At 56.3% G+C, this 13,167-nt stretch carries 13 protein-coding genes; 11 read left to right on the forward strand and 2 right to left on the reverse strand.

The annotated features are described in order from the left end of the window. The first annotated feature begins 19 nt into the window (after positions 1-19). The 11 genes from rplQ (at position 20) to QEZ52_RS02235 (ending at position 12,051) form a co-directional block, all read left to right on the forward strand. On the forward strand, positions 20-442 hold the full coding sequence (gene rplQ / locus QEZ52_RS02185) for a 50S ribosomal protein L17 (RefSeq protein ID WP_406647613.1): 423 nt from the start codon (positions 20-22) through the stop codon (positions 440-442). A 107-nt stretch (positions 443-549) separates the two neighbouring features. Then, complete coding sequence (locus QEZ52_RS02190) at positions 550-1,602, forward strand: TauD/TfdA family dioxygenase (protein WP_406647615.1); 1,053 nt, start codon at positions 550-552, stop codon at positions 1,600-1,602. A gap of 81 nt (positions 1,603-1,683) precedes the next feature. Next, positions 1,684-3,072 carry a trypsin-like peptidase domain-containing protein gene (locus tag QEZ52_RS02195; protein ID WP_406647617.1) on the forward strand — a complete coding sequence of 463 codons (1,389 nt, stop codon included), beginning with the start codon at positions 1,684-1,686 and terminating at the stop codon, positions 3,070-3,072. 277 nt (positions 3,073-3,349) lie between these two features. After that, positions 3,350-4,660 (forward strand): replication-associated recombination protein A, encoded by a 1,311-nt coding sequence (locus QEZ52_RS02200; RefSeq protein WP_406647619.1) that lies wholly within the window; start codon positions 3,350-3,352, stop codon positions 4,658-4,660. A gap of 256 nt (positions 4,661-4,916) precedes the next feature. Further along, positions 4,917-5,963, forward strand: a complete 1,047-nt coding sequence (locus QEZ52_RS02205; protein WP_406647621.1) for an RluA family pseudouridine synthase — start codon at positions 4,917-4,919, stop codon at positions 5,961-5,963. After that, complete coding sequence (locus tag QEZ52_RS02210) at positions 5,960-6,628, forward strand: HAD-IA family hydrolase (protein ID WP_406647623.1); 669 nt, start codon at positions 5,960-5,962, stop codon at positions 6,626-6,628. Before QEZ52_RS02205 ends, QEZ52_RS02210 begins: the two co-directional genes overlap by 4 nt. 3 nt (positions 6,629-6,631) lie before the next feature. After that, the gene (locus tag QEZ52_RS02215) at positions 6,632-7,336 is read left to right on the forward strand and encodes an ATP12 family chaperone protein (RefSeq protein ID WP_406647625.1); all 705 of its coding nucleotides are present in this window, start codon (positions 6,632-6,634) and stop codon (positions 7,334-7,336) included. A gap of 230 nt (positions 7,337-7,566) precedes the next feature. Beyond that, positions 7,567-8,583, forward strand: coding sequence for an amino acid ABC transporter substrate-binding protein (locus QEZ52_RS02220; protein WP_406647628.1), 1,017 nt, complete (start codon positions 7,567-7,569; stop codon positions 8,581-8,583). Positions 8,584-8,712: 129 nt separating this feature from the next. Continuing rightward, positions 8,713-9,945 carry an amino acid ABC transporter permease gene (locus QEZ52_RS02225; RefSeq protein ID WP_406647630.1) on the forward strand — a complete coding sequence of 411 codons (1,233 nt, stop codon included), beginning with the start codon at positions 8,713-8,715 and terminating at the stop codon, positions 9,943-9,945. Positions 9,946-9,948: 3 nt separating this feature from the next. Next, entirely contained in the window at positions 9,949-11,247 is a 1,299-nt protein-coding gene (locus QEZ52_RS02230; protein ID WP_406647632.1) for an amino acid ABC transporter permease, read from the forward strand. 12 nt (positions 11,248-11,259) lie between these two features. Further along, positions 11,260-12,051 carry an amino acid ABC transporter ATP-binding protein gene (locus QEZ52_RS02235; RefSeq protein ID WP_406647635.1) on the forward strand — a complete coding sequence of 264 codons (792 nt, stop codon included), beginning with the start codon at positions 11,260-11,262 and terminating at the stop codon, positions 12,049-12,051. 49 nt (positions 12,052-12,100) lie between these two features. On the opposite strand, the gene QEZ52_RS02240 is transcribed toward QEZ52_RS02235, so the two are convergent. Both QEZ52_RS02240 and QEZ52_RS02245 read right to left on the reverse strand, forming a co-directional pair. After that, complete coding sequence (locus QEZ52_RS02240) at positions 12,101-12,598, reverse strand: SixA phosphatase family protein (RefSeq protein WP_406647637.1); 498 nt, start codon at positions 12,596-12,598, stop codon at positions 12,101-12,103. Next, positions 12,598-13,074 (reverse strand): ferredoxin, encoded by a 477-nt coding sequence (locus QEZ52_RS02245; RefSeq protein WP_406647639.1) that lies wholly within the window; start codon positions 13,072-13,074, stop codon positions 12,598-12,600. Before QEZ52_RS02245 ends, QEZ52_RS02240 begins: the two co-directional genes overlap by 1 nt. Positions 13,075-13,167 lie beyond the last annotated feature (93 nt).

The following is a 13,167-nucleotide window of genomic DNA, read 5'->3' on the forward strand; positions in this document are numbered from 1 at the left end:
TTGAATAAGGAATATCAAAATGCGCCACGCACGTGGATACCGTCGCCTGAACCGCACACACGAGCACCGCAAGGCTCTGTTTGCAAACATGGCTGGCTCGTTGATCGAGCACGAGCAGATCAAGACGACTCTGCCGAAAGCAAAAGAATTGCGCCCGATCATCGAAAAAATGATCACTCTGGCGAAAAAAGGCGACCTGCACTCGCGTCGTAACGCTGCTTCTCGTCTGAAAGAAGACCAGTATGTTGCGAAATTGTTCGACGTTCTGGGCCCCCGCTACAAGGACCGTCAGGGCGGATACGTTCGCATCCTGAAAGCCGGCTTCCGGTATGGCGACATGGCCCCGATGGCGATCATCGAATTCGTTGACCGTGATCTGGACGCCAAAGGCGCAGCCGACAAGGCACGCGTTGCTTCGGAAGAAGTAGCCGCAGACGAATAAGAACTTTGAGGATCTGATCCTCGGTTCAGGCCCCGCTCGATTTCGAGCGGGGCTTTTTTGTGCGCTGGCCCTTGGCAGACCAAGGCGGTTGTCCCTAGGGTGATCGCATGACCTTGAATGTCCTTCCCGACCGTATCGACCGTCCGTCTGCCTGGATTGGACAGGATATGCATCGACGTCCACAGGAATGGTTGGTTGAACTGTCACCGCGCGATATCGCGGATCTGGAACAGGCGGCGAAACACTATCTGAACATAGGGCGGGACATCGGCGAAATCACCAAAGCCGACTTTCCTTTGGTGCACTTTGGAACCCACCTAGAGGCCCTGCGCGATCAATTGATCAACGGGATTGGGTTTGAAGTCCTACGTGGCCTGCCGGTTCAGCATTATTCGCAACACATGACAGCTGCCATTTTTTGTGGCGTCGGCGCGCATCTCGGATCGGCAAGGTCACAGAACGCGGCTGGCCATATCCTGGGCCATGTGCGCGATATTGGGGCGGATGCGAAGGACCCCAATACCCGAATCTACCAGACTCACGACCGCCAGACCTTTCATACGGACAGCGCCGACGCCGTCGGCCTGATGTGCTTGCAAGATGCGCTCGAAGGTGGAGATTCGCTTTTGGTGAGCGTCGAGGCGATTTTCAATCGGATGCGGGTGGACTGTCCTGATCTGTTGCAACTGTTGTTTGATCCCATCGCGACGGATCGTCGGGGCGAAGTCCCGGAGGGGATGGACCCGTTTATGACCATCCCACCGCTCAGCTGGTGTGAGGGGCGATTGACGGTGTTCTACCAACGCCAATACATCGACAGCGCGCAACGGTTCGCGGACGCGATGCAACTGACACCTGATCACATTCGGGCCTTGGACACATTTGACGCACTGGCCAATGACCCGGTTCTGCATTTGCCTATGCGGTTGCAGCCGGGGGACATGCAATTCGTCTATAATCACTCCCAGCTGCACGATCGGACAGGGTTTACAGACCGACATGACCCGGCACTGCGCCGGCATCTGTTGCGACTATGGCTGTCGTTGCCAGGGGACCGAACATTGCCGCCTAGTTTCGCGCAGCGCTATGGCAATCTCGAAGTCGGAAACCGGGGCGGGATCATAACGGATGGAACCCGTCTGCATGCGCCTCTGGATTGAGCCGAGCGGGAAAACGCCCAACGTCTTGCATTCAGCGGATCTCGACCGCATATCGGGGGGCACGCTGAAAAAGGAAGTCACATGTTCCGAACGATCTTTGCCATATTGGTTATCCTGTGGGCTCCTCTAGCCAGTGCCGAGACCCGAATTCCGAACTCCCAGGCGGAGATCTCGTTGGGATTCGCGCCCCTGGTCAAACAGGCGGCACCAGCCGTGGTGAATATCTATGCCAAGATCGTGACCGAGCAGCGCCAGCGGTCGCCGTTCATGAGCGACCCGTTTTTTGATGAGTTCTTTCAGGGTTTTGCCAAACCCCGGCCGCGGGTCCAAAATTCGTTGGGTTCGGGGGTCATACTGACCGCTGACGGGATTGTGGTGTCGAATTATCATGTCGTTGGCATGGCGACGGAAATCCGCGTGGTGACAACGGATCGACGTGAATACAATGCCCGCGTGGTTCTGGCCGACAAGGCCAGCGATCTGGCCATTCTGCAATTGGATGATGCCGCCGAATTGCCCTTTCTTCCGCTGCGCGACAGCGACAGCGTGGAAGTCGGGGAGTTGGTTCTGGCCGTTGGCAACCCGTTTGGCGTTGGACAGACCGTCAGCAGCGGCATCGTGTCGGGTCTGGCCCGATCCGGGTCAGCTGCGGGGGGCGGCTTGGGCTATTTCATTCAGACCGATGCAGCGATCAATCCAGGTAATTCCGGCGGAGCATTGATTGATGTGAACGGCGATTTGATAGGGGTGAATACCCGCATTGTCAGCCGCTCGGGCGGATCCAATGGTATTGGATTTGCGATTCCCGCCAATCTGGTCCGGGAATTCGTACAACAGTCCCGTAATGGTGCCGAAGAATTCATGCGTCCCTGGGCCGGTATGTCGGGGCAACCGATTGACGCCGATCTTGCTGCCTCATTGGGAATGGACCTTCCCGAAGGCATGCTGATTTCGGATCTTCACCCGGCCAGCCCTTTTGCCAAAGCAGGATTCGCAGTCGGTGATGTCATCACCAAGGTTGACGGAGAGGTGGTCAATTCGCCGCCGGAAATGGTGTTTCGAATGACTGTCGCCGGAATGGGCAGCGAAGCAGAGTTCATCAGGGTGCGTGACGGGACCGAAACACCTATCAAAGTGGCAATGAAACCGGCCCCAGACGACCCGCCCGCGAACCCGATTCAGTTTGATGAACACACAACATTGCCAGGATTGACGGTGGCACGTGTCAACCCGGTGATAATTTCCCGAATGGCGTCCGTACCGCTTCCTGATGATGGTGTGGTGGTTCTGGATCCTGGCCCATATGGCGCGCGGGCCGGGTTGCAGGCCGGAGACGTCATCCGTGCGATCAATGGCGCGAAAGTGAGCGCACCGACTGATGTTTTGAAATTGATGCAAGACTCGGGCCGCAGGGTTGCGATGGATCTGTTCAGACGTGGTCAGATTTTGAAACTTCGGTTCCGACTGTGAACCGGCTGTTATTTCTCCCAGGGCAGAGGGCGGTCCATAAAATCAAGTCCGATCGACCCGACCGATAGATTTCAGGGTGGAATTGAGGACTTGGATTGAAACTGCCGCGTTCGTTGTTTAGGCGATGGTCTGGGCACAACAGTGCTTTGCTCGGCTCTGAAAATGCGAGTGTTGTGATTGCAGGATGATCTGGCCAAGCCCGTCGGGCGTTCCGGGTCAGGCAACGATCATGGGGGGCTGTGGCAGGTGCTCCCAAGTCGAAAGCGAGGTTATCCAGATGTCAGATCTTTTCGATCTCGGAGAAAAACAAGGGACACAACCATTGGCGGCCGCCTTGCGGCCACGGTCGCTGGACGACATCATCGGACAGGATGCTTTGACGGCCCAGGGGTCGATCCTGCAACGTCGGATCGCGGCAGATCAATTGGGCAGCATTGTCCTGTACGGCCCGCCCGGCATTGGAAAGACCTCCATAGCACGCGCTGTCGGCGACATGCTCAGCAAGGATTTTCGTCCCCTTCATGCGACACGCGCTGGTGTCAAAGAGATCCGCCAACTCGCGGACGAATCCCGTATGCGGCCCTTGCTCATCTTCGTTGACGAGGTTCATAGGTTCTCGGCGACTCAGGCTGATGATCTTCTGGCGATCTGTGAAGAAGGGACAGCCGATTTTATCGGTGCAACCACACAGAACCCGTATACCGCACTGCCCAAAGCTCTTATTTCGCGCTCGACCATTCTGAAACTTGAACCAATTTCGATCGAAGACATGGAAAAAGTTGTTGCACGCGGGCTTGATCATTTGGCGAGCACCGGAATCAATGTCTCCCTTTCGCCGGAACACAGGCAGCTCATCGCAGGGCGTTCGGGCGGTGATGCACGCCGCGCTTTGACAACGCTCGAGAGCCTGGCCGTTGGTCACACTTCTGGCGAACCTGTTGTCGTGACCGAAGCCATGATCGAAGAAGCGTATATGGCTGCACCGGTTAACCACGACCGATCAGGGGATCAGCATTACGATGTTATCTCGGCCTTTATCAAATCCATGCGCGGCGGTGGTGCACCGGATGCGGTTCTCTATTGGCTGGCACGGCTCATCCATGGGGGGGAGGATCCGCGTTTTATCGCCCGCCGCATCATGATCCAGGCGTCTGAAGACGTGGGGCTTGCCGATAACGGGGCCCTCCAGACTGCGGTGGCGGCTGCCCAGGCTGTTGAAATGATTGGATACCCCGAAGCAAGAATTATCCTTGCTCATGCTGCGCTTCATGTTGCCCGTGCGCCCAAATCTGGATCTGCCAATCATGGGATTTCGGCGGCGCTCGCGGCCGTCGCGAGCGAGCCACCGCAGCCGGTTCCGCTGCATCTGCGCGATACGCATTATCAAGGCAGTGAAAAATTGGGTCACGGCGGGTATCGAAGCCCGCACAAGGATCCAAGAGGTTGGGTTGACCAGCAATATGCGCCAGGTATCGAACCGGGTCGCTTTTACAAAAGCGAGGCGCGCGATGCGCAGACATTTGAAAAGCGTGCAGATGAATATTGGGGGCGGGTCACGGGACGGCCTGTCCCAAAACTGTTCGAATAGTGGTCTTTTGCTCGGGGCTGGCGGGGATCGCGGTCATCCGATTGGCAAATGGGATGAAACGCCTCTCGGTGGCTGTGCCCAACTGTCCAAGACATGACCCTTGGGATAGGAAAAGCGGGCTCCGAGACGGTGGAAACCGGGTTCTTTACTGGTGAAACTCGGGGAAAACTTGACATCCTGCCCCCCGCGCGCGACAGACCGTTGATGATTTCGAGGGCTGGTTTTCGGCGCTGACAATCACGCAAGGAGTGGGTGCATGAGCCGGGTACAAAAGATCACGATCACCGAAGACGACGCGGGACAGCGGGTTGATCGCTGGCTGCGCCGGATGTTCCCTCATGTCAGCCAGGGCAGCATCGAAAAGATGTGCCGCAAAGGTGATCTGCGGGTGGACGGCGGACGGGTCAAGGCCTCGACCAGGGTCGAGGAAGGTCAGACTGTGCGGGTTCCACCGTTGCCTGATGCAGATCACAAGCCCCCGGAAGCGCGTGAAATCCGAATTTCCGCAGCCGATCAAAAGCTGATCCAAAGCTGTGTGATCTATCGCGATGACGATGTGATCGTGCTGAACAAACCCTCTGGATTGGCCGTCCAGGGCGGCAGCGGTACCACCCGACATGTGGACGGTTTGGCCGAGGCGCTGCGCTTTGGCTATGACGAAAAACCCCGCCTGGTTCATCGGATCGACAAGGACACGTCCGGGGTGCTGGTGCTGGCCCGCACGCGCAAGGCTGCACAGGAATTGACAGCAGCGTTTCGCCACAAGAACACGCGCAAGATTTATTGGGCGCTGGTTGCTGGTGTCCCAACCCCTTACCTGGGCGAGATCAAGACGGGTCTGGTCAAGGCCCCGGGCCACGGCAAAAGCGGCGAAGGTGAAAAGATGATCAATGTGCACCCACGCGACATTGATGAAACGCCGGGTGCCAAGCGGGCACATACGTATTACGCAACGCTATATCGTGTAGCATCGCGGGCGGCCTGGGTTGCGATGGAGCCAATCACCGGACGGACCCATCAGCTGCGGGCACATATGGCGGGGATGGGTCATCCGATCATCGGTGACGGCAAATATGGCGGTTCTGGTCAGGAAAACCTGGGAGATGGCTGGGGTGCCCAAATGGGCGGGATGATTTCCAAAAAGCTGCATCTGCACGCCCGACGCATGGTGTTCGAACATCCGGTGACCCGCAAGGATGTCGTTGTGGTTGCCCCATTGCCCGACCACATGAAGGAAAGCTGGGACACCTTTGGCTGGACCGAAGATCTGGCGGCTGACGACCCGTTCGAGGACCTGCAGTGAGCGCATCGTTGCGATTGATCCTGTTTGATGTGGACGGCACGTTGGTCGACAGCCAGGCCGCGATTGTTGGTGCCATGACCGACGCGTTTGGGAGCATAGGTCTACCGGTACCGACCCGACCCGAGATCCTGTCAATTGTTGGATTGTCGTTGGATCACGCCATGACACGTCTGGCACCGCAGGCAAATGTCGAAACACAGGCCGCATTGGTTGAAGGCTATAAATCTGCCTACCATCAGGCCCGGATACAGGCCGGTGCCGGGCATTCGCCTTTGTATCCCGGGGCGCGTGCCACCCTGGAAGCGCTGAATGCGGTTCCGGAGTATCTTTTGGGGGTTGCGACCGGGAAATCACAACGCGGGATGGACGGGTTGATCGAGGCGCATGACCTGACCTGTTTTGTCACCCGGCAAGTGGCGGATCAGCACCCGTCCAAACCGCACCCGTCCATGATTTTGACGGCAATGGCGGAAACCGGTGTGACGCCGGAGCATACAGTCATGATCGGGGATACGTCCTTTGACATGGATATGGCCCGTGCTGCTGGCGTGCGCAGCATCGGAGTGCCATGGGGGTACCACCCGGTGGATCGCATCGGTGCAGATCATGTGATTTCCAGTTTTGCGGATCTGCTGCCGTTGCTGAATGGACTATGGAAGGCTTAGAGCATGAGCGATTGGAAGCAAAAGCGGTTTTGGAAAGAGGTGGGAATCGCTGAGGCCGAAACAGGATACGCGATCGAATTGGATGGGCGACGGGTCAAGACACCGGCCAAAGCGGCGTTGGTTGTGCCGACTCAGAGCATGGCCAACGCAATTGCCGCCGAATGGGACGCCCAGACTGGTGCAGTGAACCCGCAGACCATGCCATTTACCCGTTCTGCCAATGCGGCGATTGATAAAGTTGCGATTCAACATGCCGAAGTCGCGGACATGCTCGCCGGATACGGAGATTCGGATCTTTTGTGTTATCGCGCCGAAACGCCCGCCAAATTGGCGCGCCGTCAGGCCGAACAATGGGACCCGGCGTTGGACTGGGCGGCGTTGGATTTGGGCGCCCGCCTGGAACCGCGAGTCGGTGTGATCCACGCCCCTCAAGATGTGGTCGAATTGGCAAAACTGACCCGGCGTGTCCACGCATTGAACAACTTCCAACTTGCGGCCTTTCATGACCTTGTCAGCCTGTCCGGGTCGCTGATTTTGGGGTTTGCTGCGGCGTTGGGATGGCGTTCTGCCCAAGACATTTGGGACATCTCCCGCCTGGACGAGATTTGGCAGGAAGAACAATGGGGCGAGGACGAAGAAGCGACTGCAGCCGCATTGGTCAAGCGTGGAGCCTTTCTGCACGCCAAGCAGGTCTTTGATTTTTCCTGACAGGATAATGAGTTGAAGCTAGCTGCATGTTGGTCTCAAAAAGTCAACTTGACCTAACGGAAGTGTGCGGACTTGTCACGGAATTGATGATCGAACCCTTGACGTTTGTTGGCGAATGCGCCCATGCTTGGCCCCGCAAAGGGGTGAATTCCAACTTGCATGCTATATTCCGACATTGCTGGTGTCGGTTTCAATCCGTCAAAAAGGCGGAAAATCAGGAAGAGGTAAACATGAAAAAATCCGTATTTCTGGGCGCAATGACAGTTGCCGGCCTTGCCGCCGGTGCTGCTGCTGCTGGTACCATGGATGACGTAAAAGCACGCGGTAAGCTGAACTGCGGCGTCACGACTGGGCTGGTTGGCTTTGCCGCCCCGGACGCGAATGGGGAGTGGAATGGGTTTGACGTTGCCGTGTGCCGCGCTGTTGCAGCAGCGGTTCTGGGTGATCCGAAAGCTGTAGAGTTTGTACCGACCACCGGTAAAACACGCTTTACGGCCTTGGCGTCGGGCGAAATCGACATGCTCGCACGTAACACAACCTGGACTTTCAGCCGTGACGTTGATCTGAAATTCGAATTCGTTGGCGTGAACTACTACGACGGCCAAGGCTTTATGGTTCCCAAGGAACTGGGTGTGTCGTCCGCCAAGGAACTGGATGGCGCGACTGTCTGCATTCAGACCGGTACAACAACCGAGCTGAACCTGGCGGATTTCTTCCGCAGCAACAACATCAGCTATGAGCCGGTTCCGATCGAAACCAACGCCGAAGCACAGCAGCAGTATCTGGCTGGTGCCTGCGACGTGTACACCACGGACGCCTCGGGTCTGGCTGCGACACGCGCCACATTCGAAGATCCGGCTGCACATGTTCTGCTGCCTGAAATCATCTCGAAAGAGCCGCTGGGCCCGCTGGTCCGTCACGGCGATCACGAATGGGGTGACGTTGTCCGTTGGACCCTGAACGCTCTGGTTTCGGCCGAGGAGCTGGGTGTGACGTCTGCCAATCTGGCTGAAATGGCGACAGGTGCAAACAATCCTGAAATCGCACGTCTGCTGGGGTCCGAAGGCACCCTGGGCGAGATGCTGGGTCTGGACGCCGAATGGGCCAAACGCGCTCTGGCCGCCGGTGGCAACTATGGTGAAGTATTCGCCAAGAACATCGGTGAAGATACTCCAATCGGTCTGGCACGCGGGCTGAACGCACAGTGGACCGAAGGTGGCCTGCTGTACTCGCCACCGTTCCGCTAAGTTTCTGAGTATAGAGGGCGCGGGGAACTCCGCGCCCTCTTCTTTTGCAAAAGAAGCTGCGAGTTATCCCGGAGCAGAGCAAACTCTGCCAAGTCGGATGGACTCTGTCAGCCACGGGGATTCCACAATATGTCAACTTTGACCGACCCGCCGAATACTGGGTTTCGGCTGTCGATGCTGATCAATGATACCCGATATCGTTCTTTGACGTTTCAGGTGATTGCAGCAATCGTACTGGCCCTGAGCATCTGGTATCTGGGCAACAACCTCATCCAGAACCTGCGTGCTGCAGGATTGAACATTTCCTATTCGTTTCTAGGCGATTCTGCTGGATACGATATCAACCAGCGTTTGATCGAATATGATAGCCAATCATCGCACCTGAGTGCTGCGATCGTTGGAATTCTCAATACGCTTCTGGTTGCCTTCCTGGCCTGTATCACAGCGACAATTTTCGGCGTCATTGCCGGTGTTCTTCGTCTGTCGAACAACTGGCTGGTTTCCAAACTGATGGCAGTTTACGTCGAGATCTTTCGGAACATTCCGGTACTGATCTGGATCATCATCATCTTCACCATCATGACAGCGGTGATGCCTGGACCGCGTGCATTCCGTGGTGACAATGCCACGTCCAGCATGTTGTTTGATATGTTCGCGTTTACCAACCGCGGTGTTTATATTCCGATGCCCTGGTTTGAGCACGGCTTGTTCGCATCGCCCTCAATGAATTGGCTTGTTGTGATTGCGGGTCTGGTTGCGTCCTGGTTCGTGACACGCAAAATTGGTGCCTGGGCGACACAAAAGCAGGAAGAAACTGGTATACGTCCTAAAACCTTGATGATGGTTCTCGGGGTTTGGTTGGTTCCGTTCCTTTTGTTGATGCTGGTCATGGGGCTGTCCTGGGACATTCCCGCTTTGAAGGGCTTCAACTTCAAAGGTGGCATCAAGATCGGTGGACCGCTGATTGCGCTGTGGTTTGCGCTGTCGATCTATACAGGCGCTTTTATCGCGGAAAACGTGCGGGCCGGCATTCAGGCAATCTCCAAAGGTCAGTCCGAAGCTGCAGGCGCGTTGGGTCTTCGCCAGGGTCGTATCATGAACCTGGTCATTCTGCCCCAGGCGTTGCGAGTCATCATTCCACCGCTGATTTCCAACTTCCTGAACATCACCAAAAACTCTTCGCTGGCGATCGCCGTGGGCTACGCGGACATTACCGCCACGCTGGGCGGCATCACTTTGAACCAGACTGGCCGTGCGATTGAATGCGTGCTGCTACTGATGCTGTTCTACCTGACGGCCTCGCTGCTGATCTCGATGGTGATGAACGTCTACAACGCATCCGTCAAACTGAAGGAGCGCTGAGCAATGGCTGATCCGAAAACAAACTCCATAGCCTACGTCGCTGAATCCATGCTTCCGGAATTGCCGCCTCCGGCGCGTGAAGCCGGTGTGGTCAAATGGCTTCGTGAAAACCTGTTCTCCTCACCGGGCAATTCGGTTCTGACCATTGTGTCGATCTTGGTGATCTACATGATTGCCAACAACACGCTGCCCTGGATCCTGAACGGTGTTTGGAACGCCAGTTCTCTGGCGGAATGCCGCGAGATTCTGGCCGGTAAGAGCGGCGCCTGTTTTGCGGTTCTGACCGAGCGCTGGCCGCAGCTGATCTACGGCTTTAAATATCCGTCGGACCAATACTGGCGTCCCAACCTGGCCTTTGTGATGATGCTGGTTGCTCTGGCTCCGGTGCTGTTCTTTGATCTGCCACGCAAGATGCTGATCTTTACCGCGCTTTATCCCTTCATTGCCTTTTGGCTGATCTGGGGTGGGTCGATCATGGTGCCGATCGTGGCGCTGGCCGGCTGTGTGGCTGCCGGCGTGACCTTCCAGAAAATGGGGCGCAACAGTTTTGCCGCCGGGTTTTTTGGTGCGATTGCTGTCGCGCTCGTGGTCTGGAAAGTGGGGGGTCTTCTGATCCCGGAGAATGCATCGGAAAACGCACTCTTGAGTGCAGTGCCCAGCCGGGATCTCGGGGGCTATATGCTCAACATGATGCTAGGTGTGACCTGTGTGTCCCTATCGGTGCCTTTGGGCATAGCATTGGCCCTGGGTCGTCAGTCGGACATGCCGCTGATCAAATGGATGAGCGTGATCTTTATCGAGTTCATTCGTGGCGTTCCACTGATCACCCTGCTGTTCGTGGCGTCGGTGATGCTGGCCTACTTCTTCCCGCCTGAAAGCACGGTGGACCTGTTCCTGCGCGTGGTGATCATGATCACCATGTTCTCGTCGGCCTATATCGCCGAGGTGATCCGGGGCGGTCTGGCAGCCTTGCCGACGGGACAGTACGAAGCCGCTGACTCTCTGGGTCTGGATTATTCGCAGGCGATGCGTTTGATCATCTTGCCGCAGGCGCTCAAGATCTCGATTCCGGGTATCGTGAACGTGGCGGTGGGTCTGTTCAAAGATACAACGCTGGTTTCCGTGATTTCGATGTTCGACATCATCGGTATGATCCGTGGTCCGATCCTGGCATCGACCGAATGGAACGGCGTGTACTGGGAGCTGCTCGGCTTTGCATGCGTTGTGTTCTTTGTCGTCTGCTACGGCATTTCTCAATACTCACAGTGGCTCGAGCGTCGTCTCGCCACCGATCACCGTTAAGGAGTTCAACATATGTCTGAACTGGCTACAAACCGCGAAATCGACCGCTCCAAGATGCAGGTGAGCGACGAGGTCGCGATCGAAATCAACAATATGAACAAGTGGTACGGGTCTTTCCACGTGCTGCGTGACATCAACCTGACCGTTCATCAGGGCGAGCGGATTGTGATCGCTGGCCCGTCGGGCTCTGGCAAATCCACTTTGATCCGCTGCCTGAATGCGCTGGAAGAGCACCAGCAGGGCAAGATCGTTGTGGATGGGACCGAATTGTCCAATGACCTTAAAAACATCGACAAAATCAGGTCCGAAGTTGGGATGGTGTTCCAGCACTTTAACCTGTTCCCGCATTTGACCATTCTGGAAAACTGCACACTCGCTCCGATTTGGGTACGAAAGACGCCCAAAAAGGAAGCCGAAGAGCGTGCGATGCACTTTTTGGAAAAGGTCAAGATTCCTGAACAGGCGGACAAATACCCCGGTCAGTTGTCCGGTGGTCAACAGCAACGTGTCGCGATTGCCCGGTCTCTGTGCATGATGCCGCGGATCATGCTGTTCGATGAACCGACATCGGCGTTGGACCCCGAGATGATCAAAGAGGTGCTCGACACCATGATCGAACTGGCCGAAGAAGGGATGACCATGCTGTGTGTGACCCACGAAATGGGCTTTGCCCGTCAGGTGGCGAACCGCGTGATCTTTATGGACGCGGGGCAGATTGTGGAACAGAACGAGCCAGAAGAGTTCTTTAACAACCCCCAATCAGAACGGACCAAACTGTTCCTGAGCCAGATTCTGGGGCACTGATTTCTATTATCAGAAACGAAAAGGCCGGGTTCTCCCGGCCTTTTTTCATTTAGTCTGCTGTCAATTCTCGTGGGACAATGAAATCCCGCACTGTTCCACCTCCCCAGTTCAAATCGGCCCAGGTCGCGATGTCGAAATCGACAACCAACGTGGCTGCGGTTGGGTAGTCGTCGAACCGTTCATGTTTTGGCGGTTCGGAAACCAGGGCATGGGCAAAGGCGGCAATGCCGGGGTTGTGACCCAGCATCAGAACCTTGGGCGCTTGGGCTTCTTTGAGAACCTGGAACATGAGATCCGAACTGGCCAGATACAGCCGTTCAGAAAAGGAAACCGGAGCTTCCAATGACAACAGGTCATGGGTTTCACGGGTGCGCTGCGCCGAGGACGACAGCACCACGTCAGGTATTTGCTGGCTGTCCCGCAACCATTGTCCAATGGCCTTGGCGGATTTGCGGCCACGTTTGTTGAGAGGGCGGGCGTGATCGCTGGGAGCAGGCGCGTCCCAGGCCGATTTCGCATGGCGGATAAGAATCAAAGTGCAAGTCATCAGAACTTACAATAACTCATGTGATGTGACGTTTGTTCGGGATTTCGCCCGGATTTTTGACTGAGCGGACAAGCGCTTCTGGCCAGGCATCCTTTTGTCACGCATTCGCCGGTTTGGGCGATAAAGTCATAGCAATCCTTGACCAGGAAATTCCCTTGGGCATTCATGGCTCCAACCGGACAGGTTGTCGTGCAGGGTTTATCGACGCAACCATGACAGGGAGAGTCGGAGAGGCGAGGGGCGGGAATATCAAATTCCTGATCAAACAAAAGCGCGCCTCGAAATGAGATCATCATGCCCATCGTGTCATGAACCATCACTTTTGTCGGACTGGAAAATACTCTGCCACTGTCCAGCGCCCAGCTGACAAAAGGCGCGTGTGGTGGGCCTCCGAACGGATAATGGGCCTGAGCGCCCATTTGCTTTGCCAAGGTGCCGATGACCCGCTTTGACCAGCGGTCAATGGGGTTCTCCAAACCATCCCTGCCTTCAGGGCTGGATTTGAACAGGGACCAGAACCCCGCGTCCGTTCCCAAAAGGAGCAACGTGCCATGATCCACAGATTTTGT

Origin of the sequence: Aliisedimentitalea scapharcae (genome assembly GCF_045277565.1) — a bacterium.
GTDB lineage: Bacteria > Pseudomonadota > Alphaproteobacteria > Rhodobacterales > Rhodobacteraceae > Aliisedimentitalea > Aliisedimentitalea scapharcae.

Excerpts from the sequence above, each read along its gene's own strand:
- rplQ (WP_406647613.1), top strand. The coding sequence starts at position 20 with ATGCGCCACGCACGTGGATACCGTCGCCTGAACCGCACACACGAGCAC.
- QEZ52_RS02190 (WP_406647615.1), top strand. The coding sequence starts at position 550 with ATGACCTTGAATGTCCTTCCCGACCGTATCGACCGTCCGTCTGCCTGG.
- QEZ52_RS02195 (WP_406647617.1), top strand. The coding sequence starts at position 1,684 with ATGTTCCGAACGATCTTTGCCATATTGGTTATCCTGTGGGCTCCTCTA.
- QEZ52_RS02200 (WP_406647619.1), top strand. The coding sequence starts at position 3,350 with ATGTCAGATCTTTTCGATCTCGGAGAAAAACAAGGGACACAACCATTG.
- QEZ52_RS02205 (WP_406647621.1), top strand. The coding sequence starts at position 4,917 with ATGAGCCGGGTACAAAAGATCACGATCACCGAAGACGACGCGGGACAG.
- QEZ52_RS02215 (WP_406647625.1), top strand. The coding sequence starts at position 6,632 with ATGAGCGATTGGAAGCAAAAGCGGTTTTGGAAAGAGGTGGGAATCGCT.
- QEZ52_RS02220 (WP_406647628.1), top strand. The coding sequence starts at position 7,567 with ATGAAAAAATCCGTATTTCTGGGCGCAATGACAGTTGCCGGCCTTGCC.
- QEZ52_RS02225 (WP_406647630.1), top strand. The coding sequence starts at position 8,713 with ATGTCAACTTTGACCGACCCGCCGAATACTGGGTTTCGGCTGTCGATG.
- QEZ52_RS02230 (WP_406647632.1), top strand. The coding sequence starts at position 9,949 with ATGGCTGATCCGAAAACAAACTCCATAGCCTACGTCGCTGAATCCATG.
- QEZ52_RS02235 (WP_406647635.1), top strand. The coding sequence starts at position 11,260 with ATGTCTGAACTGGCTACAAACCGCGAAATCGACCGCTCCAAGATGCAG.
- QEZ52_RS02240 (WP_406647637.1), bottom strand. The coding sequence starts at position 12,598 with ATGACTTGCACTTTGATTCTTATCCGCCATGCGAAATCGGCCTGGGAC.